This is a genomic window from Streptomyces griseocarneus (assembly GCF_014655595.1).
In the GTDB taxonomy this organism is placed as follows: domain Bacteria; phylum Actinomycetota; class Actinomycetes; order Streptomycetales; family Streptomycetaceae; genus Streptomyces; species Streptomyces griseocarneus.
Map to the genome: position 1 here is coordinate 832,625 of NZ_BNBL01000001.1, position 23,871 is coordinate 856,495.

A 23,871-nucleotide genomic window follows, 5' to 3' on the forward strand; every position below is an offset into this window, starting at 1 on the left:
ACGCTACCTTCGTCACTGTCAGTAATCGACTGATGGTGGGGAGGACGTCATGACGGTACGACAGGAGCAGGACCGGCACGTCGCCGAGGAGACGGTGCCGCCGACGCGTGCGGCCAGGGAGCTGGAGCTGAAGCCCCGGGAGTTCGAACTGGCCGTCCAGCTGGGGGAGGTGCGCACCGTCGCCGCGGGGCCGGGCGGGCGGCGGCGGGTGCCACGGCAGGAGATCGAACGCCACCGCTCCGCCGAGGGATTCCCCAAGGCGCTGCGCACCCGGCTGTGGGTCGTGGGCACCACGGAGGGAGCCGAGCTCCTGGGCATCGGCCCCGCACGCTTCGCCCGCCTCGCCCGGGGCGGCTGCTTCGCCCCGGTGCGCTTCTACGTCAACCGTTACCGCGTCGTCGTCTGGTCCTACCTGGCCTCGGACCTCGCGGACTTCGCCGACGGCAACCCCGAGATGCTGACCGGCCGCACGCCCGCCCTGCTGAAGGCCGCCCTCGAGAAGCATCCCGACCGGCGCGCCCGCGGCTGGCGCGCCCGCCGGATCGACCAGCTGACGGCCCAGGCCGGCGATCCATGGGAACGGGCAGCGGTGCCCGCCGCCGTGCTGGACCCCGGCGAACTGGCCCGGGCGGTGCCCGACCCGGACGAGCGGGCCCACCTGTGCGCGCTGCGCCCGGCGCTCCTCCCGTCACGCCCGGACGCCACGGCCGCGCGCGAGGTCGTCGACGAACTGCTGCTGGCGGAGGACCCGGACGAGATCGAGTGGTACCGCCACTGTCTGGCCGCGGCGCTGGCCCGGGCCCGTGCCGCTCGGCCGGCACCCGGCCTCGACCGGCCCCCTGCCGCCTCGCCGCCGCCCCCTGCCGGGGAGTGGAAGCCACCGGCGGCGGACGGCGAACGGGCGGGCGAACGGGCGCGGCCGTCGCGATGGTGTGCGTGGCTGCGGCGGAGGAAACAGCGGGAGTGAACGGCCGGTCGCTCAGCCGGTCCTGCGAAAGAGCCCTTCCTGCATCACCGATGCCAGGAGCCTGCCCGCGCGGTCGAAGATCAGGCCGCGGGCCAGGCCCCGGGCGCCGGTGGCGATGGGTGACTCCTGCTGGTACAGAAACCACTCGTCCGCGCGGAAGGTCCGGTGGAACCACATGGCGTGGTCCAGCGACGCCATGTCGAAGCCCCGCGGCCCCCACAGCGGCTCGACCGGCAGGCGCACCGCGTCGAGCAGCGTCATGTCGCTGGCGTAGGTGATCGCGCAGGTGTGCACGAGCGGGTCCTCGCCGAGCGGGCCCACCGCGCGCATCCACACCGCGCTGCGCGGCTCGGCCTCCCGCAGTTCCTCAGGAGTCCAGCGCAGCCGGTCCACATAGCGGATGTCGAAGGTCATGCGGCGCTCCATGCGCTCCAGCGCCTGGGGCAGCTCGCCCAGCCGGTCGCGGATCTCGTCCGCGAGCCGGGGCAGCTTCTCCGGCTCCGGCACGTCCGGCATCGGCACCTGATGCTCGAAGCCCGGCTCGCTCCGATGGAAGGAGGCGGTGAGGTTGAAGATCGTACGGCCCTCCTGGACGGCCACCACCCGCCGCGTGGTGAAGGACCGCCCGTCGCGCACCCGCTCCACCTGGTACACGATCGGCACGCCCGGCCGCCCCGGGCGCAGGAAGTACGCGTGCAGCGAGTGGACCGGGCGGTCCCCGTCCGTGGTCCGCCCGGCCGCCACCAGTGCCTGGCCGGCCACCTGGCCGCCGAAGACGCGCTGGAGCGACTCGTCCGGGCTGCGGCCCCGGAAGATGTTCAGGTCGATCCGCTCCAGGTCGAGCAGGCCCACCAGACGGTCGGCGGGACTCGTCATCGCCACTCCTCCTCGGCCGGGGCCCGTGCCCGGGCCCGCGAGTGGGAGGCTACAGCTGACCGACGTCCATGACCCGCACCACCGCGCGGCCTTCCTCGTCGGACGCCGCGAGGTCCACCTCGGCGGTGATGCCCCAGTCGTGGTCGCCGTTGGGGTCGGCGAACGTCTGCCGGACCCGCCAGAGCCCGTCCTCCGGGCGCTCCTCGATGCGCAGCAGCTTCGGGCCGCGCGCGTCGGGGCCGGTGCCCAGCTCCTCGTACTCGTCCCAGTAGGCGTCCATCGCCTCGCCCCAGCGCTCCTCGTCCCAGCCGGACTCGGCGTCCATCTCGCCCAGCTCGGCGACCTTGTCCAGGGCGGCCAGCTCCACCCGGCGGAAGAGGGCGTTGCGCACCAGCACCCGGAAGGCCCGGGCGTTCGCGGTGACCGGCTTGACCTGGTCGGCGCGCTCCTGCGCCTCCTCCGCCGTCTCGTCCTCGGGGTTCGCCAGCTGCTCCCACTCGTCCAGCAGGCTGGAGTCGACCTGGCGCACCATCTCGCCCAGCCAGGCGATCAGGTCCTCGAAGTCGTCGGACTTCAGGTCGTCCGGCACGGTGTGGTCCAGCGCCTTGTACGCGCTCGCCAGGTACCGCAGCACGATGCCCTCGGTGCGGGCGAGGTCGTAGTGGGAGGTGAACTCCGTGAAGGTCATGGCCCGCTCGTACATGTCGCGGATGACCGACTTCGGCGACAGCGGGTGGTCGCCGACCCACGGGTGGCTCTTGCGGTAGACGTCGTAGGCGTGGGTGAGCAGCTCCTCCAGGGGCTTGGGGTAGGTGACGTCCATGAGCCGCTCCATGCGGTCCTCGTACTCGACGCCGTCCGCCTTCATCGCCGCGACCGCCTCGCCGCGCGCCTTGTTCTGCTGGGCGGCCAGGATCTGGCGCGGGTCGTCCAGGGTGGACTCGACCACGGAGACCAGGTCCAGCGCGTAGGACGGCGACTCGGGGTCGAGGAGCTCGAAGGAGGCGAGCGCGAAGGTCGACAGCGGCTGGTTGAGCGCGAAGTCCGCCTGCAGGTCGACCGTCAGCCGGACGATGCGGCCCTCGGCGTCCGGCTCCTCGAGCCGCTCGACCACGCCGCCGTCCAGCAGCGAGCGGTAGATGGCGATGGCCCGGCGGATGTGCCGCAGCTGGTTCTTGCGCGGCTCGTGGTTGTCCTCCAGCAGCCGGCGCATCGCGTCGAAGGCGTTGCCGGGCCGCGCGATGACCGCCAGCAGCATCGCGTGGGTGACCCGGAAGCGGGAGGTGAGCTGCTCGGGCTCGGCGGCGATGAGCTTCTCGAAGGTGCTCTCGGTCCAGCCCACGAAGCCCTCGGGGGCCTTCTTGCGGACCACCTTGCGGCGCTTCTTCGGGTCGTCGCCCGCCTTGGCCAGCGCCTTCTCGTTCTCGATGACGTGGTCGGGCGCCTGGGCCACGACGAATCCGGCCGTGTCGAAGCCGGCCCGCCCGGCCCGCCCCGCGATCTGGTGGAACTCCCGCGCGCGCAGCGTCCGCACACGCTGGCCGTCGTACTTGGTCAGGGCCGTGAAGAGCACCGTGCGGATCGGCACGTTGACGCCGACGCCGAGTGTGTCCGTACCGCAGATGACCTTCAGCAGACCGGCCTGGGCCAGCCGCTCCACCAGTCGCCGGTACTTGGGCAGCATTCCGGCGTGGTGCACGCCGATGCCGTGGCGGACGAAGCGGGAGAGGTTCCGGCCGAACTTGGTGGTGAAGCGGAAGTTGCCGATCAGCTTGGCGATCTCGTCCTTCTCCTCGCGCGAGCACATGTTGATGCTCATCAGCGCCTGGGCCCGCTCGACGGCGGCGGCCTGGGTGAAGTGGACGATGTACACCGGCGCCTGGTGAGTGTGGAGGAGCTCGGTCAGGGTCTCGGTGAGCGGCGTCGCGCGGTACTCGTACGACAGCGGAACGGGCCGCGTCGCCGAGCGCACCACCGCGGTGGGCCGTCCGGTGCGCCGGTTGAGGTCGTCCTCGAAGCGGGAGACGTCGCCGAGCGTCGCGGACATCAGGATGAACTGCGCCTGCGGCAGCTCCAGCAGCGGGATCTGCCACGCCCAGCCACGGTCCGGCTCGGCGTAGAAGTGGAACTCGTCCATCACGACCTGGCCGATGTCGGCGTCCTTGCCGTCGCGCAGGGCGATGGAGGCGAGCACCTCGGCGGTGCAGCAGATGACGGGGGCGTCGGCGTTGACCGAGGCGTCGCCCGTGAGCATGCCGACGTTCTCCGTGCCGAAGATCTTGCACAGGTCGAAGAACTTCTCCGAGACCAGTGCCTTGATGGGCGCGGTGTAGAAGGTCACCTGGTCGTTGGCGAGCGCGGTGAAGTGCGCGCCGGCCGCCACGAGGCTCTTGCCCGATCCCGTCGGCGTCGAAAGGATCACGTTCGCGCCGGAGACCACCTCGATCAGCGCCTCCTCCTGAGCGGGGTAGAGCGTGATGCCCCGCTCCTCGGCCCAGGTCGAGAACGCCTCGAAGAGGGCATCGGGGTCGGCATGGCTCGGCATCTGATCGATAAGGGTCACACCCCCATACTGCCTGGCCTCCGGCCGGATCAGGGAACCGGCCGGTCGAACGATGATCATCCGAGCGTTACGCTGAGTGGCCGACATGGCGTCAGGACGGCCGGACGCCTGAGGACCAAGGGGTGGAACGACCATGATGGGACCGGCGCACTCACTCTCCGGGGCGGCAGCCTGGCTGGGGGTGGGAGCCGCCGCGGCGGGCATCGGCCACCCGATGCCCTGGCCCGTGCTCGTCGTCGGAGCCCTGATCTGCGCCGGTGCGGCGCTCGCCCCCGACCTCGATCACAAGTCGGCGACGATATCGCGCGCCTTCGGCCCGCTCTCCCGGATCCTGTGCGGGATCATCGACCACCTCTCGCACGCGGTGTACAAGGCCACCAGGGCCAAGGGCGACCCGCGCCGCAACGGCGGCCACCGCACCCTGACCCACACCGCGCTGTGGGCCGTGCTGATCGGGGCCGGAGCCTCGGCGCTGGCGGTGACCGGCGACCGCTGGGCCGTGCTCGGCATCCTCTTCGTCCACATGGTGCTCGCCGTCGAGGGGCTTCTGTGGCGGGCGGCCCGGACCTCCAGCGACGTCCTGGTCTGGCTGCTGGGCGCGACCAGCGCGTGGATCCTCGCCGGGATCCTGGACCGGCCGGGCAACGGCTCCTCGTGGTTGTTCTCCGGACCCGGCCAGGAGTATCTGTGGCTGGGCCTGCCGATAGTCCTCGGCGCGCTGGTGCACGACATCGGGGACGCCCTGACCGTCTCGGGCTGCCCGATCCTGTGGCCGCTGCCCATCGCCCGCAAGCGGTGGTATCCGCTCGGGCCGCCCAAGGCCATGCGGTTCCGGGCGGGCAGCCGGGTGGAGGTGAAGGTGCTGATGCCGGCGTTCATGCTGCTCGGCGGTGTCAGCGGGCTCGGGGCCCTGGACCTCATCTGAGGGCTCGTCCGAGGCCTCGTCCGAGGGCCGGGGGCCCCGCGCGACACTGGCGGCTACCGATGCCAGGAGCGCCACAGCGCCGCGTACGCCCCGCCCGCGGCGACCAGTTCGTCGTGGCTGCCCAGCTCGCTGACGCGGCCGTTCTCGGTCACCACGATCACATCGGCGTCGTGCGCGGTGTGCAGCCGGTGGGCGATGGCCACGACCGTGCGGCCCTCCAGCACCTTCGCCAGCGACCGCTCCAGATGGCGGGCCGCCCGGGGGTCCAGCAGCGACGTCGCCTCGTCCAGGATCAGCGTGTGCGGATCCGCCAGGACGAGCCGCGCCAGCGCGATCTGCTGGGCCTGGGCCGGGGTGAGGGCGAGACCGCCGGAGCCGACCTCGGTGTCCAGGCCCTTCTCCAGCGCCCGCGCCCAGCCGTCCGCGTCCACCGCGGCCAGCGCCGACCACAGCTCCCCGTCGTCGGCGCCCGTCCGGGCGAGCAGCAGGTTGTCGCGCAGGGACCCAACGAAGACGTGGTGCTCCTGGTTGACCAGCGCCACATGACGGCGCACGCGCTCGGCCGGCATCTTCGAGAGTTCGGCCCCGCCCAGGGTCACCGTGCCGGTGCGCGGCGCGTAGATCCCGGCCAGCAGCCGGCCCAGCGTCGACTTGCCCGCGCCCGACGGCCCGACCAGCGCCACGCGGGTGCCCGGCGGGACGTCGAGGGAGACGTCGTGCAGCACGTCGGCGCCCGCCAGGTAGCCGAAGCGCACGTCCTGTGCCCGTACCTCGCGGCCCTCCGGGCGGACGCGGTCGTCCGCCGGCTCGGGCTCGATCTCGCGGATGCCCACCAGCCGCGCCAGGGACACCTGGGCGACCTGGAGCTCGTCGTACCAGCGCAGGATCAGCCCGAGCGGCTCGACCAGCATCTGCGCGAGCAGGGCGCCGGTCGTCAGCTCGCCGACCGACAGCCACCCCCGCAGCACGAACCACCCGCCCAGGAGCAGGACCGAGCCGAGCAACAGCGCGTGCGTACCGTTGATCACGGGGAAGAGGACCGAGCGCAGCCACAGGGTGTAGCGCTCCCACGCCGTCCATTCCGTGATCCGCCGGTCGGAGAGCGTCACCCGGCGCCTGCCCAGCCGGTGCGCCTCGATCGTCCGCCCGGCGTCCACGGTCTCGGCGAGCGCCGCGGCGACCGCCGCGTAGCCCGCGGCCTCGGAGCGGTAGGCGCCCGGCGCCCGCCGGAAGTACCAGCGGCAGCCGGCGATCAGCAGCGGGAGCGCGATCAGCACGCACAGCGCCAGCGGCGGGGCGGTCACCGTCAGCGCGCCCAGCAGCAGCCCCGCCCAGACGAAGCCGATCGCCAGCTGGGGCACGGCCTCCCTCATGGCCTCGGCCAGGCGGTCGACGTCCGTGGTGATCCGCGACAGCAGATCGCCGGTCCCGGCCCGTTCCAGTACGCCCGGGGGCAGTGCCACCGACCGCACGAGGAAGTCCTCGCGCAGGTCGGCCAGCATCTGCTCGCCCAGGACCGCCCCGCGCAGCCGCACCATGCGGACGAACAGCGTCTGCACGGCCAGGGCGAGGGCGAAGAGCGAGAGCGTCCGGCCGAGACCGACCTCCCGCGAGCCCGCCGAGAGGTCCTCGACCAGCTCGCCCAGCAGGTACGGGCCGACCATCGAGGCCGTCACCGCGACCGCGTTCACCACCACCAGCACGGTGAAGGCCCTACGGTGCCTGCGCAGCAGGTCGCGCACGTAGGCGCGGACGGTGGCCGGTCCGCCGACCGGCAGGGTCGTCGCGGACTCCGGTGCCGCCGGGTCGTACGCCGGTGGCGCGACTCCGATCATGCCGACTCCCTGATCATGCCGACCTCTCGATCATGCCGATTCCTCGATGGGCTCGCGCTCGCCGGTCCGCGCGAGCCGTATGTCCGGTTCCTCGTCCGTCCTGCGGGTGACGACCGCGCGGTAAACGGGGTCGGTCCGCAGCAGTTCGCCGTGTGTCCCCGTCGCCGTGACGCGGCCGTCCCGCAGGAACGCCACCCCGTCCGCCCGGTCGAGCAGCAGTGGGCTGGAGGAGAACACCACCGTCGTGCGCCCCTGCCGCAGGGCCCGCACCCCGTCCGCGATCCGCGCCTCGGTGTGGGAGTCGACCGCGGAGGTGGGCTCGTCCAGCACCAGCACCTCCGGGTCGGTCACGAGCGACCGGGCCAGTGCCAGCCGCTGGCGCTGGCCGCCGGACAGCGAGCGGCCGCGCTCGGTGATCCGGGCCCGCGCCGCCTCGCCGCCGGAGTCCGCCGAGGCCCGCGCCAGGGAGACCAGCACGTCCTCGCACTGCGCCGCAGCGAGGGCCGCCTCCGCCGTGACGTTCCCCGAGGACGGTACGTCCAGCAGCTCGGCGAGCGTGCCCGACAGCAGCACCGGGTCCTTGTCCTGCACGAGCACCGCGGCGCGGGCGGCGTCCAGCGGCACCTCGTCCAGCGCGACCCCGCCCAGCAGCACCGAGGGGGCGTCGGCCGGGCCGTCCGCGGCGTGCCCGCCGAGCCGTTCGGCGAGCCGTCCGGCCGCGTCCGGGTCGCCGCACACCACGGCCGTCAGCCGGCCGGTGGGGGCCAGGAGCCCGCTGCCGGGGTCGTACAGATCGCCCTTGAGCACCGGGCCTGCCTCGTCGCCGTCCGCCACGGACGTGGTGCGCTCCAGGCCCAGCACCCGGGCCGCGCGCTGCGCGGACGGCCGGGAGAAGGAATAGGCCATGGCGATCTCCTCGAACTGCCGCAGCGGAAACAGCAGGAAGGTGACCACGCCGTACACCGTGACCAGCTCGCCCACGCCGATCCGGCCGTCCTGGGCCAGCGTGACGCCGTACCAGACCACCGCGATCAGCAGCAGTCCCGGCAGCACCACCTGCACCGCCGCGATCAGCGCCCACATCCGTGCGCTGCGCACGGCCGCCTTGCGCACGTCCTGGGAGGCCTGCCGGTAGCGGGACAGGAAGAGCTCCTCGCCGCCGATGCCCCGCAGCACCCGCAGTCCCGCCACGGTGTCCGACGCCAGTTCGGTGGCCCGGCCGGCCTTCTCCCGCTGCTCGTCGGCCCGTTCGGCGGCCGGCCGAAGCAACGGCAGGACGGCCAGGGCCAGTACGGGCACACCGATCGCCACCACCGCACCCAGCTCGGGCTGGTGGACCACGAGCACCACGCACACCACCACCGTGGTGAACGCGGCCGAGGCGAAGCGCGACAGCGACTCCACGAACCAGCCGATTTTCTCGACGTCCCCGGTGGACACCGCGACGACCTCACCGGCGGCCACCCGCCGGGTCAGCGCGGATCCCAACTCGGCGGTCCTGCGCGCCAGAAGCTGCTGGACCCGCGCCGCGACCAGGATCCAGTTGGTGACCGCGGCGCGGTGCAGCATCGTGTCGCCCAGCGCGGTCAGCGCGCCCAGCAGCAGCATCAGCCCCCCGGCCGTGACCAGCCGGGCCTGCGAGCCGTCGATGACGGCCTGCACGGCCATGCCCACGGCCAGCGGGAACAGCGCCACCGACGCCATGTGGAGGGTGCCCCACAGCGTGGCCCGCACCTGGCCGGCGAGCTGACGGCGACCGAGCCAGAGCAGGAAGAGCGGACCCGACCGGACGTCCGGACGGCCCGGATCGGCATACGGAAGATCGCGAATTTGCATGGCATCCCGGCTTCGGCATGGTGGGGGCGGGGCCGTGCAAGGCTCGCGCCACGCGAGCGTCCGGTTCAACTGGTTTTTCCTCCCAGGCGGCGGATCAGGCCAGACCGCTACTGGTGTGCCGCCCGGCGAAGCGCTTCACTCCTGCCCCATGAGACGACTGCTTCTCGTGCTGTGCGCCGCCGCCCTCGGCCTGTTGACGGGCATCGGCCCGGCCTCGGCCGCGGCGCCCCCCGAATTCGGCACCGACTGGCACGACCCGGTCACCGCCGCCCCGCCCGTGACCACCCCCGGCACCACCTCGTGCCAAGCGACCGTCGTCCAGACGGAGTTCCGCGACTACACGCCCTACAAGGGCACGTACCTGCCGCCCAAGGGCTGCGGCGACCGCTGGAACAAGGTGGTTCTGCGGCTGGAGGGCGCGGTGGCCGGACGGCAGTACGCCCGCCTCGGCTACCTGCAGATAGGCGGGGTCGAAGTGCTGCGCACCTCGACCCCGGAACCCTCGCCCGAAGGCATCACCTGGAACGTGGAGAAGGACGTCACCCGCTACGCCGCCACCCTGCGGGAGCGGCAGCCCGTCGAGATGCTCATCGGCAACCTCGTCAACGAGACGTACACCGGCGTCATCAAGGTCAAGGTGACGCTGACGTTCTACAGGGCCGAGGGCCGTGCCGAGGCCGCGCGGACCCCGGACAAGGTCCTCACCCTGGACGGCGCGCACCACGAGGGCGCGGTGTACGAGGGGAAGCTGAGCACCCCCGCCAACAGCGAGCGGATCGTGGCGGAGGTCTACGCCACCGGTTCGGGCGGCGGCTGCGAGGAGTTCTGGTACCTCACCGTGCCGGACGCGGCGCCCTACTCGTGCAAGGCGAAGGACGGCCCCTACCGCGAGGTGCGGGTCTCGGTGGACGGGCGGCTCGCCGGAATCGCGGCGCCGTTCCCGACCGTGTGGACCGGCGGCTGGTCGAACCCCTTCCTCTGGTACGTGATCCCGGGCCCGCGCGCCTTCGACGTCCGGCCGCTGGAGTACGACCTCACCCCGTTCGCCGGACAGCTCAACGACGGCAAGCCGCACACCGTCGCGGTGTCCGTCGCGGGCGTGCCCGAGGGACAGAGCGGCTGGAGCACCCCCGTCAACGTCCTGGTGTGGCAGGACGCCGCCTCCGACCGCGTCACGGGCGCGCTCACCACCCACCGGGAGGGCACTCCGGTCAACACCGTCAAGCACGAGCCCGGTGCCGAGCACCGGCTGACGTCCGACGGCGGGCACGCGCTGACCGTCGCCGGCCATGTGAACACCTCGCACGGGCGGGTGACCACGACCGTCACCCGCAAGGTCGCGGGCACGTCCGCGCACCGCTGGACCGAGGGCGAGTCCGTGGACGCGCTCAAGGCACGCTGGACCGACGACGAGACGGTCACCGTCGCCGGGCGCGGCCCGGCCGCCACGACCGGCACCCACCGCGTCTACACCATGGACGGCGAGACGTCGGTCGGCGCGGGGGACCGCCTGCGCACGGTCATGACGATGGGTGACCGCGCCGACAGCCTCACGCTGCGCGCCGGCGAGCGCGTCGGCTGGTCCCGCATGGAGGACACCTACACGGGGGATGCCGCGTACAACCAGAACGTGCCGCGCGAGCAGCGCCACGCCACCGGGGTCTCCCGCGAGCGCTACGTCCTCAAGGGCCCGGGCGCCTGCTACGACCACACGCTGGCCACGGCCCAGGGTGAGCTGACGGAGGACCGGCACCGCTGCTGAATCCGCCGGCGCCGGGCGGGTCCGCGGGCCGGGAGCGGCTCCGCGGGCCCGCCCGGTCCTTCGCGGGGGAGCACGGGAGAAGGGGAGAGGGACCTCGCGTCAGGCGCGGCCGGAACCGGACAGGAGCGTGGCCAGCAGGTCGCCGAGCACGTCGCGCTGCCCGGCGTCCAGGGGGGCGAGGATGTCCTCGACGGCCGCACGCCGGGCGTTCCGCAGCTCGTGCAGGGTCGAACGGCCCTGATCGGTGAGCTCTATCCGCGTCACGCGGCGATTGGACTGGTCCGGCACCCGGCGCACGGCGCCGTTGGCCTCCAGGGCGTCGACCAGCGTGGTGACCGCCCGGGGCACGACCTCGAGTCGCTCCGCCAGGTCCGCCATGCGCGGGGGCGTGTCGTAGTGCGCGACGGTGCGCAGCAGCCGCGACTGGGCGGGGGTGATGCCGACCGGGTCCAGGTAGCGCTTCTGGGCGCGGTGGAGCCTGCGGGTCAGCCTCAGCAGCTGCTCGGCGAGCTGGCCGGACGTGTCGGGGGCCGTCATGATCACATGCTATCAGGACTTCGTCCATTGTGAATATAGGTAACAGTGAGCTAAGCTCTGTACGGCGCCGGAATTCTCGGGGCGCTCAGCGTGTACGCACGACTCCGCCCACCGGAACCGACCTCGCTGAAGGAGCCCATGCCTCACGACGAACTGAACTGGACACCACCTCCCGCGGACCCGGACCAGCCCGCCCAGGTGCGGCGCATCCTCCGCCTCTTCCGCCCGTACCGCGGCCGGCTCGCCCTCGTAGGGCTGCTCGTGGCCGCATCGTCGCTCGTCACGGTCGCCTCGCCGTTCATGCTGCGCGAGGTCCTCGACGACGCCATCCCCCACGGCCGCACCGGCCTGCTCAGCCTGCTCGCCCTCGGAATGATCGCCGCCGCGGTCGTCAACAGCGTCTTCGGCGTGCTGCAGACCCTGATCTCCACCACCGTCGGCCAGCGCGTGATGCACGACCTGCGCACCGCGGTCTACGGCCGCCTGCAGAGCATGCCGCTCGCCTTCTTCACCCGCACGCGCACGGGCGAGGTGCAGTCCCGCATCGCCAATGACATCGGCGGCATGCAGGCCACCGTGACCTCCACCGCCACGTCCCTGGTCTCCAACCTCACCAGCGTCATCGCCACGATCATCGCCATGGTGGCCCTCGACTGGCGGCTGACGGTCGTCTCCCTCCTCCTGCTGCCGCTCTTCGTCTGGATCAGCCGCCGCGTCGGCGACGAACGCAAGCGAATCACCGCCAAGCGGCAGCACCAGATGGCGGCCATGGCCGCCATGGTCACCGAATCGCTGTCGGTCAGCGGCATCCTCCTCGGCCGCACCATGGGCCGGTCCGCGTCCATGACCCAGGCCTTCTCCGCGGAGTCCGAGAGGCTCGTCGCCCTCGAGGTGCGCACCAACATGGCCGGGCGGTGGCGGATGTCCACCATCGGCATCGTCATGGCCGCCATGCCCGCCCTCATCTACTGGGCCGCGGGCATCGCGCTGCAGACGGGCGGCCCCGGCATCTCCCTCGGCACGCTGGTGGCCTTCGTCTCCCTCCAGCAGGGCCTGTTCAGGCCCACGGTCAGCCTGCTCTCCACCGGCGTGCAGATGCAGACCTCCCTCGCGCTCTTCCAGCGGATCTTCGAATACCTCGACCTGCCGGTGGACATCACCGAACCCGAGGAGCCGGTGCGGCTGGAGAGCATCCGCGGCGAGGTCCGCTTCGAGAACGTCTCCTTCTCCTACGATCCCCCGACCGCCGCGCTCTCCGGCATCGACCTCCACGTCCCGCCCGGCGGCAGCCTGGCGGTCGTCGGCCCCACGGGGTCCGGCAAGAGCACCCTGAGCTATCTCGTGCCCCGGCTCTACGACGTCACCGGCGGGCGGGTCCTGCTGGACGGAGTCGACGTCCGCGACCTCGACTTCGACACCCTCTCCCGGGCGGTGGGCGTGGTGTCGCAGGAGACCTACCTCTTCCACGCCTCCGTCGCCGACAACCTCCGCTTCGCCAAGCCCGACGCCACCGACAAGGAGATCAGAGCGGCCGCCGAGGCGGCGCAGATCCACGACTACATAGCCGGTCTCCCCGAGGGCTACGACACCCTGGTCGGCGAGCGCGGCTACCGCTTCTCCGGAGGGGAGAAGCAGCGCCTGGCCATCGCGCGGACGATCCTGCGCGACCCGCCCGTGCTCATCCTCGACGAGGCGACGAGCGCGCTCGACACCCACACCGAGCACGCCGTCCAGCAGGCGATCGACGCGCTGTCCGCCGGGCGCACCACGATCACCATCGCGCACCGGCTCTCCACGGTCCGCCACGCCGACCAGATCGTCGTCCTCGACCGCGGCCGCATCACCGAACGCGGCACCCACCAGGAACTCCTCGCCGACGACGGGCACTACGCCGCCCTGGTGCGCCGGGACACGCACCTGACGGCGAAGGTCTGAAGAGGCCGCCCGCGCGGGGGCCCGGGCCCCCGCGCGGGCGGAAGGGATCGCTTCAGAGGGAGCCGAGGTCGACGGCCCCGGCCATGACGCGGTAGCCGGCGTCGTTGGGGTGCTTGTGGTCGCCGCTGTCGTAGGCGGGGTCGAGGACCTCCGGGTCGTCCGGCGAGGCCAGCGCGGCGGCGAAGTCGGCCACCGCGTCGTACTCCCCGCCGTCGCGGATCCACGCGTTGAGCGCGACGCGCTTCGCCTCGGCGCGCGGGGTGTGGTACTCCGCTCCCTTGAACGGCAGGATCGTCGCCCCGATGACCCTGATGCCCCGGTCGTGCGCCCGCTTGATCAGCTCACGGTAGCCCTCCGTCAACTCCTCCACAGAGACGTCCGGGCTGGGCTTGTAGGTGGGCAGATCGACCTCGCTGAAGCCGATGTCGTTGAGGCCCGCGAAGAGGATCACCGACCGGACGCCCGGCTTGTCGAGCACGTCCCGTCCGAAGCGCGCCCGGGCCGCCTCGCCGTACCAGCGCGAGTCGTTGAGCACGAGGTTTCCGCCGATGCCCGCGTTGACCACGGCCCACTCCCGGCCCGCCGCCGCGAGCCGTTCGGCGAGGGCGTCCGGGTAGCGGCGGTCGGCGCCGGCGGTGGACCCGAAGCCGTCGGTGATGGAGTCCCCGAAGGCCACCACCGTCGCGCGGGGCGAGCCGCCGTCCCCCGCCAGCTCGACGTCGGAGAGGTGGTACCAGGAGCGGGTCCGCTCGCCGAACGCCGAGCCGTCGGCGGCGGTCGTACGGTCGCCGGGGGCGCGGTAGCTGTCGGTGTAGGCCTGCGCGTGGAACGTCGAGGGGCCGGTCGGGCCGGGGAAGTACAGGCTCACCGTGACGGCGTCGAAGCGCTCGGTCCGCAGCGGCGCCGCGTCGCTGACGGCCTCGCCGCCCGCCGGTATCACCACCGACGGCGCCCCGCCGAAGGTGAGGTGCCGCACCGTGCCCGGCCGCACGGCGGCGCCCCCGGCGGCCAGGGCGACGGTCGCGGCGCCGACGGTCAGCGGCCCGGTGCCGAAACGGTTCGACAGGCGGATCCGGGCCGCGTCGCCGCTGCCGGTGACCCGTACGACCTGGCGCACGGACTGGTCGTCGAATCCGGTCTCGGACCAGTTCTCCTCGAAGCCCTCGCTGGGCCGCTGGACCGGGACGGACCAGCCGGTGGACCAGGTGGACGAGGGCATTGCCGGGTTCGACATGGGAGGGGCCTTTCCTTGCGGGATGCTCGGCGCGTCGCCTCGCGACGGTTTCGCTGTCGGGAAAGAGCCTGCCGCGCGCCGGGGAAGCCACCCAGCCCCGTGTGCCGCCTACGCACGCCGTGCGTACCACTGCCGGGGTCACCCTGGGACTACGCCCCGAACTCCGCCCGTATCGCCGCCGTGTGCTCCCCCAGCTCCGGCACCGCGCCCATCGCCGCCTCCCTGCCCGCCACCTCCACCGGGGGCAGCAGGCCGCGCAGCATGCCCGCCGGCGAGGGGAACGCGCGCCAGCGGTCACGGGCCGTCAGCTGGGGGTGGGCGGCGAACTCGGCGACCGTCCGCAGCCGGGCGCCGGCGATGCCGGCGCCGTCCAGCAGGGCGAGGACGCCGTCCGCCGTGTGCGCGGCGAAGCACTCCTCGATGACGTCCGTCAGTTCCGCGTCGTGCGCATGGCGCGAGGGGTTGTCGGCGAAGCGGGGGTCGCGGGAGAGCCCGGGGCGGTACAGCACCCGTTCGCACAGGGCCACCCACTCGCGGTCGCTCTGCACGCTCAGGAACACCCGGGTGCCGTCGCCGCATCCGTAGGGCCCGTAGGGCGAGATGGACGGATGGCGGGCGCCGCTGCGGGTGAGGGGCGCGCCGCCGTAGGCCTCGGCGAAGTACGGGTGGCCCATCCACTCGGCCAGGGCGTCGAAGAGGGAGACCGACAGCCGGGAGCCCTCGCCGGTGCGCTCGCGCTCGTACAGCGCGGTCAGGATGCCCGTGTAGGCGTACATCCCGCCGGCGATGTCGGCGACGGAGATGCCGGGACGGGCCGGGGCGTCGGGGCCGCCGGTGAGGGAGACCAGCCCGGCCTCGCACTGCACCAGCAGGTCGTAGGCCTTCTTGTCGCGGTACGGGCCGTCCGTGCCGTAGCCGGTGATGTCGCAGGTGATCAGGCGCGGGTGCGCGGCGCGCAGGGCGGCGGGGGCGAGGCCCAGGCGGGAGGCCGCGCCGGGGCCGAGGTTCTGGACGAACACGTCCGCGCGGGCCAGGAGCCGGTCGAGCAGCGAGCGGTCGTCGGCGTCCTTGAGGTCCAGGACCACGCTCTCCTTGCCGCGGTTGACCCATACGAAGTAGGCCGACAGGCCCTTGGCCCGGCGGTCGTAGTGGCGGGCGAAGTCGCCGCCGTCCGGTCGTTCGATCTTGACGACCCGGGCCCCGAGATCGGCGAGCTGCCGGGTGGCGAAGGGCGCCGCGACGGCCTGCTCGAGCGCGACGACCGTGACCTCGCGCAGGGGCAGGTGCGACGCGCCCTCTGCCGGGGAGGAGCTCACCGGGGCCCGCTCCCCTCGACGAGGACCACTTCCAGGGTGCGCGGCCCGTGCACGCCCTCGACGCGGTCCAGTTCGATGTCGCTGGTGGCCGATGGGCCCGAGATCCAGGTCAGGGGCCGGTGCGGGGCCAGCCGGGCCAGGGCCTGCGGCACCGAGTCCACCACCTGGTCGGGGACGCGCACCACGCACACATGGTGGTCGGGCACGAGCGTGAGCGCGCGGCGCCCCTGGCCCGGGCCCGCGTCCAGGACGACCGTGCCGGTCTCGGCGATCGCCAGCGCGCAGCCGGTGACCACGCTGTCCACGCCGTCCAGGGCACGCGCCGTCAGGGCGGGGGAGTCGCCGACCACTTCCACGGCGGCGGCCGCCAGCAGCTCCTTCGCCAGACAGTCGTCCGGCAGGCCGGGCGGCACGACGACGCGGCGCGCGCCGCGCCGGCCGAGCAGCCGGGCGACGAGCGCCGGCAGCCCGGCCGCCTCCGTGCGGTGCACGACGGCCCGGTAGTCGGTGAGGTTCGCGGCGAGCAGCGCGGCGGCCTCGGCGGGGGTGCGCGTGCCGTGCGCGAGCCGATAGTCGCGCGGCACAAGGTGGTCGTGCGGGCGCTCGTAGCGCGGCACATCGGCCAGCGCGCGCCGTACGCGCCCCAGGACGCGCTCCCTGCTCGTACCGCCGCTCATCCGGCATCACCCCGCATTTCCCCGGGTCCGGGACCACCAGTCCCGAAACGATTCGGCCGGTACCTCGGGCAGTTCCCGGCTGTCCGTCCAGGCACCCAGCGGGCCGGGCAGCCGCCGGGGGCGCAGCCGGCGGGCGCGCCCCGCCAGGCGCTGCGCCCGGCGCAGGGCCCACGGGTGGTCGAACGTCCACCCGGCCGCCCCCATCGCCGCCCGCTCCACCGAGCGCCGCTTCGCCGGCCGGACGCGGGTGCGCACGCCGCGGACCGTCACCTCGCCGCCCTCCGCGACCCGCTCGCGCAGGTGGAGCAGGACCTCCGGGATGTCGATGGCGACCGGGCACACCTCGTAGCAGGCGCCGCACAGGGTGGAGGCGAACGGCAGCGACTCCTCCAGGGCGGAGGCCGGGCCGCGCAGCTGGGGCGTGAGGATCGCGCCGATCGGGCCCGGGTAGGGGGAGCCGTAGGCGTGGCCGCCGGCGCGTTCGTAGACGGGGCAGACGTTGAGGCAGGCGGAGCAGCGGATGCACCGCAGGGCCTGCCGGCCGACGTGGTCGGCGAGGGCGTCGGTGCGGCCGTTGTCGAGCAGCACCAGGTGGAAGGCGCGCGGTCCGTCGTCGTCGGTGGTGCCCGTCCACAGGGACGTGTAGGGGTTCATGCGCTCGGCGGTCGAGGAGCGGGGCAGCAGCTGGAGGAAGACCTCCAGGTCCCGCCAGGCGGGGACGACCTTCTCGATGCCGACGACCGAGATCAGGGTCTCGGGCAGCGTGAGGCACATCCGGCCGTTGCCCTCGGACTCGACGACGACCGCCGTGCCGGTCTCGGCGACGAGGAAGTTGGCACCCGAGATGCCCACCTTCGCGGCGAGGAACTTCTCGCGCAGGTGCAGGCGCGCCGCCTCCGCGAGGTCGGCCGGCCGGTCGGTGAGCCCCTCGGGGGCGGGGCGGCCCCAGTCGCCCATGCGGTCGCGGAAGATGTCGCGGATCTCGCCGCGGCCGCGGTGGATGGCCGGGACCAGGATGTGGGAGGGCAGGTCGTCGGCGAGCTGCACGATGAGCTCGGCCAGGTCGGTCTCGTACGCGCGGATGCCGGCCTTTTCGAGGGCGGTGTTCAGGCCGGTCTCCTGGGTGGTCATGGACTTGACCTTGACGACCTCGCTCTCGCCCGTGGCCCGGACGAGGCCGGTGACGATGCGGTTGGCCTCGTCGGCGTCGGCGGCCCAGTGGACCGTGCCGCCCGCGCGGGTGACGTTCTCCTCCAGCCGCGTCAGGTAGTGGTCGAGATGGCGCAGCGTCCGGTCCTTGATCGCGGCCGCGGCGGCGCGCAGCTCCTCCCAGTCCGTCAGCTCGGCGACGGCCTGGGCCCGCCGGGCGCGGATGGTGTGGGTGGCGCGCCGGAGGTTGGCGCGCAGCGTGGCGTCCCCGGTCGCCTGCGCGGCGGCGCGCGGGAACGCCGGCATGCCGACGTACGTACGGCTCATGGAACCCTCCCGTCGGTGCTCGCCAGGATCTCCGCGAGGTGCAGCGGCCGTACGTGCGACCCGGCGCGGGCGAGGGTGCCGCCGATGTGCAGCAGGCAGGAGTTGTCGACCGCGCACACGGCGCGGGCTCCCGTGTCCCGGACGGCGCGGGCCTTGTCGGCTCCCATCGCGGCCGACACCGCGGCGTTCTTGACGGCGAAGGTGCCGCCGAAGCCGCAGCACTCCTCGGCGCCGGCGAGCTCGCGCAGCTCGAGACCCCTGACGTGCTCCAGCAGCCGGCGCGGCCGGTCGCCCAGGCGCAGTGCCCGCAGTCCGTGACAGGTGGGGTGGTAGGTGACGGTGTGCGGGAAGTACGCGCCGACGTCGACGACGCCCAGCACGTCGACGAGGAACTCGGTGAGCTCGTACGTCCTGGGCACCACGCTCGCGGTCGCCTCGGCCAGCGCGGCGGCCTCCCGCCCGCTCCGCCCGTCGGCGGCGGCCCGGGCGGCGATGCGGGGGTAGTGCTCGCGGACCATGGCGGCGCAGGAGGCCGAGGGGGTGACCACGTGGTCGTAGCCGCGGAAGGCGGCGGCGTGCCGGAGCAGCAGCGGCTCGGTGCGGCGGCGGTAGCCGGTGTTGTACAGCGGCTGGCCGCAGCAGCTCTGCTCGGCGGGGAAGCCGACGCGTACGCCGAGGCGTTCGAGGAGGGTGACGACCGCGCGGCCCGTGCCCGGGTGGAGCGTGTCGTTGACGCAGGTGACGAACAGCCCTACGCGCATGACACCTCGGCACCTCCCGGCAGCCGTCGGCCGCCCGGACGCACGCCGGGGGAACCGACCGGCGGACGGATCTGCGGGCGGACCTGCGGATCACTCCGGCCGACCGCCGACGGGCCGTCGGCTGATCGTCCGGCGCCTCATACTGCCGCAGCGAAGGCCGGTTGGGAAGGTCGCGGCGGCGCGTCGGCGATCAGGGCGTGGATCTCCCGCACGGCGGCGCGGCCGGCCCGGTTGGCGCCGATGGTGCTCGCCGACGGGCCGTAGCCCACCAGGTGGATCCGGGGGTCGCGGACCGCGCGGGTGCCCTCGACGCGGATGCCTCCGCCGGGCTCCCGCAGCCCGAGCGGCGCGAGATGGCCGAGGGCGGCGCGGAAGCCGGTGGCCCACAGGATGACGTCGGCCTCGACGGCCGTGCCGTCGGCCCACGCCACTCCGGTGGGGGTGACCCGGTCGAACATCGGCAGACGGTCGAGGATCCCGGCGGCGCGGGCGCGCCGCATCGCCTCGGTCATGGGCAGGCCGGTCACCGACACCACGCTCTGCGGCGGCAGTCCCCGCCGCACCCGCTCCTCGACCAGCGCGACCACCTGACGGCCGCGGGCCTCGTCGAAGGGGCCCTCGTGGAAGACGGGTGGTCGTCGCGTCACCCAGGTCGTGGCGGCCGCCACCTCGGCGATCTCCATCAGGTGCTGCACGGCCGAGGTGCCGCCCCCGACGACGACCACGCGCCGCCCGGCGAAGGCCCCGGGCCCCGGATAGCCGGCCGTGTGCAGCTGACGGCCGAGGAAGGTCTCCTGGCCGGGGGAGCGGGGCAGGAACGGGCGGTCCCACGTCCCGGTCGCGTTGAGCAGCGCCCGGGCCGAGAACACGCCCCGGGACGTCTCGACGCGCAGCCTGCCGCCGTCGCCCTCGCGCACCGCCCGGACCCGGACGGGCCGCCGCACGCGCAGGCCGAAGGCGCGCTCGTACTCCGCGAAGTAGTCGCCGATCACCTCGGAGGAGGGGCGCCGGTCGTCCGCGCCGGTCAGCTCCATGCCCGGCAGCGCGTGCATGCCGTGCACCTTGCCGTAGGTCAGCGTCGGCCAGCGGAACTGCCAGGCCCCGCCCGGCCGCGGTGAGCCGTCCAGCACGACGAAGTCCCGCTCCGGCTCGTACCCCGCGCGCCGCAGGTGGTACGCGCCCGCCAGGCCCGCCTGGCCGGCGCCCGCGACGACGACCTCGACCTCGGTCGCCCGCGCCCCTGAGTCATTCATGCCTCTGCCAACGCCGGAGGCCGTGGATCACTTCCCGTCCCCGGGGCGGGCGCGCGGTAGGCGGGGCGCGTACGAAGATGGAGCCATGACCGACACCTTCCGCACCCACGTCCTGGACGTCTCCACAGGCTCCGCCGAGGCGGTGTACGACCTCACGCGCGACTGCGAGGCCTTCCTGCGCGAGGCCGCCGGGGGCCGCGACGGCCTGCTGAACGTCTTCGTGCCCCACGCGACCGCCGGCGTGGCCGTCCTGGAGACGGGCTCCGGCAGCGACGACGACCTGCTCGCGGCCCTGCACGAGCTGCTGCCGGCCGACGACCGCTGGCGCCACCGGCACGGCAGCCCCGGCCACGGCCGCGACCACGTACTGCCGGCGCTCGTGCCGCCGCACGCGACGCTTCCGGTGATCGGCGGACGGCTGGAACTGGGCACCTGGCAGTCGGTGTGCCTGGTCGACACGAACGTCGACAATCCCGACCGCCAGGTGCGGCTGACCTTCCTGGGCTGAGCGTCGTCGGCGGGCTGCCGCCGGGCGTCAGCCGGAGCGGGTCAGTCCTTCTGGGCCGACGGCGGCAGCTGGCGCAGCGTCACCTTCGTCTTGGCCTTGAAGGCCCAGTCGAGCATCTTCGCGGCGTCCGGGTAGCGGTTCGTGGGGTCGTTGAGGATGACGCCCACCACCGTGCGCTTGCCGCGCTGGGCCGCGAAGACCAGGCACGGCCCGGCGGTCGTGCCGGTCCCGGTCTTGATGCCGATCGCGCCCTGGTAGGAGCCGAGCAGCTTGTTGGTGTTGTACCAGGTGTAGAGGCGGTTGACGTTCGCCGCCTTCTGCTTGGTGCTGGCCGCCTTGACGACCCTGCTCAACGTCTTGCTCGCCAGGGCCTTGCGGGCCAGCTGGGCGGTGTCGCGCGGGGTGGTGTAGTTGTTCCCCGCCTGCGATATGCCGTCGAACGAGTCGTACCGCGTGTTCTTCATGCCGAGGTCGGCGGCCTTCTTGTTCATCTTGGCGATGAACGACTTCGTCCGGGCCGCCTCCGTGCTGCCGCTGCCGAAGGTGTCGGCGAGCGCGTAGGCCGCGTCGCACCCGGAGGGGAGCATCAGGGCGTAGAGCATCTGGCGGACGGTCAGCTGGTCGCCCGTGCGCAGGTCCGCCGTGCTCGCGCCGGTGCGGGCCACGTAGTCGCGGTAGGACTGCTTGACGGTGATCTTCTTGTTGAGATCGACGTTCTTGACGCCCAGGACCGTGACCGCGGTCATGATCTTGGTCGTGCTGGCCATCTGCCGCTTGGTGTCGGCGTCCTTGCCCCACAGGGCGCGGTTGGCGCCGCTGTCGAGCAGGAACGCGCCCTTGGCTGCTATGCCCGACGGGCCGCCCGCGGCCTCGGCGGTCGTCGCCGGCAGTGCGACGGCCACGGCCGCGGTCGAGGCGACCGCGGCGACGCCCCAGCGGCGCGCGGTTCTTCTCCCACTTCGCTCCATGTACGGACCTTTTCTCGCTGGTTGGGATGAGCGAGCAGATGATCGCACCAGTTCATCCGTTACGAGAAGCCGGGTCCGCGGCCCCCGCCAGGACCGTGCCATTCCGGACACGCCATCAGGTGCCCGCCCCACCGGGGGTGTCGGGGCCGGTGGCGCGTTCCGTCACGAGGGCCGCTGGGGCGCCGCCCGGCCCACCGCGTCCACCAGCGGCACCATCCGGTACGGCACCCGCTCGCGCAGCACCATCTCCGTGCGGGTGCGCACCACCCCGGGCAGCTGGACCAGCCGCTGGATCACATCCTCCAGATGGGCCGCGTCCCGTGCCACGACGCGGGCCATCAGGTCCCCGCCGCCCGTTATCGAGAAGGCCTCGATGATCTCGGGCACGTCGCCCAGGCCGTCCGCCACCGTGTCCAGGTTGCCCTGGGTGACCTCGATGTGGACGAACGCCAGCACGGGGTGACCGAGGGCCCCGGGGGACAGCCGGGGGCCGGTCGCCGTGATCACGCCGTCGCGCTCCAGCCGGTCGAGCCGCGCCTGGAGCGTGCCCCGCGCGATGCCCAGCAGGCGGGCGTACTCGCGCACGCTCGTGCGCGGCTGCTCCAGCAGGAGCCGCAGGATCCTGGCGTCCAGCGCGTCCACGGCCATGGGCACCGGCTCCCTCGTGGTCGGTATCGGCGGCCTCGCACTGTACCAATGGCCCACCATCCCGGGCCCCGCCCGCGCTCGCGGCGCGGAAACCGGTGTGAGGCAGCCCACCACGGAGCGAACCCGTATTTCCGCGCGGGGTGACCGACCGCACAGCGTACGAACTTCTCAGCGCCGGGAAGCGCTTGTGACGATGGCAAGGACGTCATCGCGACCTGCGCGGCGAAGCGCGGCACGGAGGCGTCTCCCGGCCCCCGCCCGAGGGTGTTCCACCCGGCGGGGTCTTCGACGCCCGAAGCCGTCGTGGCGTCCGCCCCCGCGGACGGCACGCTCATGGGCGAGGAGGTGCCGGGCCCGCGCCCCCGACCCACGGAAACGGACCTTGCGCCTTTCGTCCCCGGCCCCGGCCACGCCCCCGTCCTCCAGCACAGCGCCCGAGACCGCCGCGCCCGCCGTGCGGCCGGTCCGTGGCCTGCTCGCCCGCCGCAAGGCGGCCGCGGGCCCGGCCGGCGACCGGTCCCCGTGGCGCTGCCTGCGCAGCCGTAGCATGCGCTGGTGGTCCGCCGCCAACCTCGTGTCGAACCTCGGCACGTGGATGCAGCTCACCGTGCAGAACCTGCTCGTCCTGCAGCTGACCGGCTCCGCCGCCGCGACGGGCCTGTCGCTGTCGGTCCAGGCCGCGCCCGGCCTGCTCTTCGGCCTCCTGGGCGGCGCGGTCGTCGACCGCCTGCCCCGCAAGCTCACCGCCGCCGTCAGCCAGGCGCTGCTGGCGCTGGTGGCCTTCGCCACCGCGCTGCTGGTCGCCTTCGGCATGCTCAGCGTGCCGCTGCTCATGGTCCTCGCCGGGATCACCGGCCTGATCGCCACGGTCGACGGCCCGGCCACGGCCCTGCTCGGGAACGACCTGGTGCCGGAGAAGGACGTGCCCTCGGCGATCGCCCTGGGCTCGGTCGTGCACAGCGTCGGCCGGCTCGCCGGCACCGCCCTCGCGGCAGTGGGCATCGCGACCATCGGCACCGCCGGCGCGTACGCGGTCAACGGCGCCTCGTTCCTGTTCGTGACCGCGGTCATCCCCTTCCTGCGGCTGCAGCCGCACGCCCGCGCCGAGGCCGCGGCGGCCGCCGCCCGCCCGCGCGGCGCGGCCGGCCGGGAGCGCGGGGGCCTGTCCTTCTTCCTCAGCCGCCGCGGCCTGGTCGCGCTCGCACTGATCGCCGCGCTGAGCGCCGTCCTGGGCCGCAACTACCAGCTCACCCTCGCCACCCTGGTCACCGGCCCGCTGCACGGCGGCGCCGGCGCCTACGGGCTGGTCTCCGCCCTCCTCGCGGTCGGCGGCATCGTGGGCGCCGTGCTGGCCGGCCGGATGCAGAAGCCGACGGTCCGGCTGGTGGCGCTGCTGGCGGCCGCCGGAGGCGTGCTGCAGATCGCGGCGGGCTCCAGCCCGGTCCTGTCGCTGCTGCTGATCATGGTCGTGCCCATGGCGATCGTGGAGTCGGTGTGCGACACCGCGACCACCACCGTGCTGCAGACCGACCCGCCCGCCCACATGCGCGGCCGCGTCCTCGGCGTCTGGCGCAGCGTGAGCACCGGCTGGGGCCTTGCCGGGCCGCCCCTGCTGGGGCTGCTGGTGCAGGGCGCGGGCGAGCGCGGCGCGCTGATCCTCGGCGGCGCCGTCATCGCGGTCCTGATCGGAGCCGGCGCGCTCGTGCGGCGGCGCCGGCCCGCCGACGGCGGCACCGCCGTCCTGCCCGTCCCCGGGGCGGCCTTCCAGACCGCCGCGTGAGGCCGGGGCCGGCG

General features: G+C 73.5%; 19 protein-coding genes. 6 read left to right on the forward strand and 13 right to left on the reverse strand.

Features of this window, described 5'->3' with window-relative positions; translation table 11 throughout:
* Positions 1-49 precede the first annotated feature (49 nt).
* On the forward strand, positions 50-967 hold the full coding sequence (locus IE295_RS03570; RefSeq protein ID WP_190061912.1) for a DUF6397 family protein: 918 nt from the start codon (positions 50-52) through the stop codon (positions 965-967).
* 12 nt (positions 968-979) lie between these two features.
* On the opposite strand, the gene IE295_RS03575 is transcribed toward IE295_RS03570, so the two are convergent.
* Both IE295_RS03575 and IE295_RS03580 read right to left on the reverse strand, forming a co-directional pair.
* Positions 980-1,843, reverse strand: coding sequence for an acyl-CoA thioesterase (locus tag IE295_RS03575; protein ID WP_190061913.1), 864 nt, complete (start codon positions 1,841-1,843; stop codon positions 980-982).
* A 49-nt stretch (positions 1,844-1,892) separates the two neighbouring features.
* Complete coding sequence (locus IE295_RS03580) at positions 1,893-4,406, reverse strand: DEAD/DEAH box helicase (protein WP_190061914.1); 2,514 nt, start codon at positions 4,404-4,406, stop codon at positions 1,893-1,895.
* Positions 4,407-4,539: 133 nt separating this feature from the next.
* On the opposite strand from IE295_RS03580, the gene IE295_RS03585 reads away from it, so the two are divergent.
* Positions 4,540-5,331: a metal-dependent hydrolase gene (locus tag IE295_RS03585; RefSeq protein ID WP_190061915.1), complete on the forward strand. Its 792-nt coding sequence runs from the start codon at positions 4,540-4,542 to the stop codon at positions 5,329-5,331.
* A gap of 53 nt (positions 5,332-5,384) precedes the next feature.
* Here IE295_RS03585 and IE295_RS03590 read toward each other — a convergent pair whose 3' ends face one another.
* The gene (locus IE295_RS03590) at positions 5,385-7,166 is read right to left on the reverse strand and encodes an ABC transporter ATP-binding protein (RefSeq protein ID WP_190061916.1); all 1,782 of its coding nucleotides are present in this window, start codon (positions 7,164-7,166) and stop codon (positions 5,385-5,387) included.
* 30 nt (positions 7,167-7,196) lie between these two features.
* Positions 7,197-9,002, reverse strand: a complete 1,806-nt coding sequence (locus IE295_RS03595) for an ABC transporter transmembrane domain-containing protein (protein ID WP_190061917.1) — start codon at positions 9,000-9,002, stop codon at positions 7,197-7,199.
* Between the two features lie 148 nt (positions 9,003-9,150).
* On the opposite strand from IE295_RS03595, the gene IE295_RS03600 reads away from it, so the two are divergent.
* Complete coding sequence (locus IE295_RS03600) at positions 9,151-10,764, forward strand: peptide-N4-asparagine amidase (protein WP_190061918.1); 1,614 nt, start codon at positions 9,151-9,153, stop codon at positions 10,762-10,764.
* Between the two features lie 99 nt (positions 10,765-10,863).
* On the opposite strand, the gene IE295_RS03605 is transcribed toward IE295_RS03600, so the two are convergent.
* On the reverse strand, positions 10,864-11,301 hold the full coding sequence (locus IE295_RS03605; RefSeq protein ID WP_190061919.1) for a MarR family winged helix-turn-helix transcriptional regulator: 438 nt from the start codon (positions 11,299-11,301) through the stop codon (positions 10,864-10,866).
* A 138-nt stretch (positions 11,302-11,439) separates the two neighbouring features.
* On the opposite strand from IE295_RS03605, the gene IE295_RS03610 reads away from it, so the two are divergent.
* Positions 11,440-13,236, forward strand: coding sequence for an ABC transporter ATP-binding protein (locus IE295_RS03610; RefSeq protein WP_190061920.1), 1,797 nt, complete (start codon positions 11,440-11,442; stop codon positions 13,234-13,236).
* Positions 13,237-13,288: 52 nt separating this feature from the next.
* On the opposite strand, the gene IE295_RS03615 is transcribed toward IE295_RS03610, so the two are convergent.
* The 6 genes from IE295_RS03615 to IE295_RS03640 all read right to left on the reverse strand — a co-directional run bounded on the left by IE295_RS03615 (position 13,289) and on the right by IE295_RS03640 (position 19,953).
* Entirely contained in the window at positions 13,289-14,470 is a 1,182-nt protein-coding gene (locus IE295_RS03615; protein ID WP_224323225.1) for an SGNH/GDSL hydrolase family protein, read from the reverse strand.
* A gap of 149 nt (positions 14,471-14,619) precedes the next feature.
* A complete protein-coding gene (locus IE295_RS03620) occupies positions 14,620-15,786 on the reverse strand; it encodes a CaiB/BaiF CoA transferase family protein (RefSeq protein ID WP_224323226.1) in 1,167 nt (388 codons plus the stop codon).
* Positions 15,783-16,463 carry a LutC/YkgG family protein gene (locus IE295_RS03625; RefSeq protein ID WP_190061921.1) on the reverse strand — a complete coding sequence of 227 codons (681 nt, stop codon included), beginning with the start codon at positions 16,461-16,463 and terminating at the stop codon, positions 15,783-15,785. Before IE295_RS03625 ends, IE295_RS03620 begins: the two co-directional genes overlap by 4 nt.
* A gap of 6 nt (positions 16,464-16,469) precedes the next feature.
* Positions 16,470-17,939 carry a lactate utilization protein B gene (locus IE295_RS03630; protein ID WP_190061922.1) on the reverse strand — a complete coding sequence of 490 codons (1,470 nt, stop codon included), beginning with the start codon at positions 17,937-17,939 and terminating at the stop codon, positions 16,470-16,472.
* A complete protein-coding gene (locus IE295_RS03635) occupies positions 17,936-18,700 on the reverse strand; it encodes a (Fe-S)-binding protein (RefSeq protein ID WP_190061923.1) in 765 nt (254 codons plus the stop codon). Before IE295_RS03635 ends, IE295_RS03630 begins: the two co-directional genes overlap by 4 nt.
* A gap of 137 nt (positions 18,701-18,837) precedes the next feature.
* Positions 18,838-19,953, reverse strand: coding sequence for an NAD(P)-binding domain-containing protein (locus tag IE295_RS03640; protein ID WP_190061924.1), 1,116 nt, complete (start codon positions 19,951-19,953; stop codon positions 18,838-18,840).
* 85 nt (positions 19,954-20,038) lie between these two features.
* Here IE295_RS03640 and IE295_RS03645 point away from each other — a divergent pair, with 85 nt between their 5' ends.
* The gene (locus tag IE295_RS03645; protein ID WP_190061925.1) at positions 20,039-20,461 is read left to right on the forward strand and encodes a YjbQ family protein; all 423 of its coding nucleotides are present in this window, start codon (positions 20,039-20,041) and stop codon (positions 20,459-20,461) included.
* 41 nt (positions 20,462-20,502) lie between these two features.
* Here IE295_RS03645 and IE295_RS03650 read toward each other — a convergent pair whose 3' ends face one another.
* Positions 20,503-21,429 (reverse strand): D-alanyl-D-alanine carboxypeptidase family protein, encoded by a 927-nt coding sequence (locus IE295_RS03650; RefSeq protein ID WP_190061926.1) that lies wholly within the window; start codon positions 21,427-21,429, stop codon positions 20,503-20,505.
* A gap of 162 nt (positions 21,430-21,591) precedes the next feature.
* Positions 21,592-22,077, reverse strand: coding sequence for an Lrp/AsnC family transcriptional regulator (locus IE295_RS03655; protein ID WP_190061927.1), 486 nt, complete (start codon positions 22,075-22,077; stop codon positions 21,592-21,594).
* 454 nt (positions 22,078-22,531) lie between these two features.
* Here IE295_RS03655 and IE295_RS03660 point away from each other — a divergent pair, with 454 nt between their 5' ends.
* On the forward strand, positions 22,532-23,857 hold the full coding sequence (locus IE295_RS03660; protein WP_190062391.1) for an MFS transporter: 1,326 nt from the start codon (positions 22,532-22,534) through the stop codon (positions 23,855-23,857).
* The last annotated feature ends 14 nt before the right edge of the window (positions 23,858-23,871 follow it).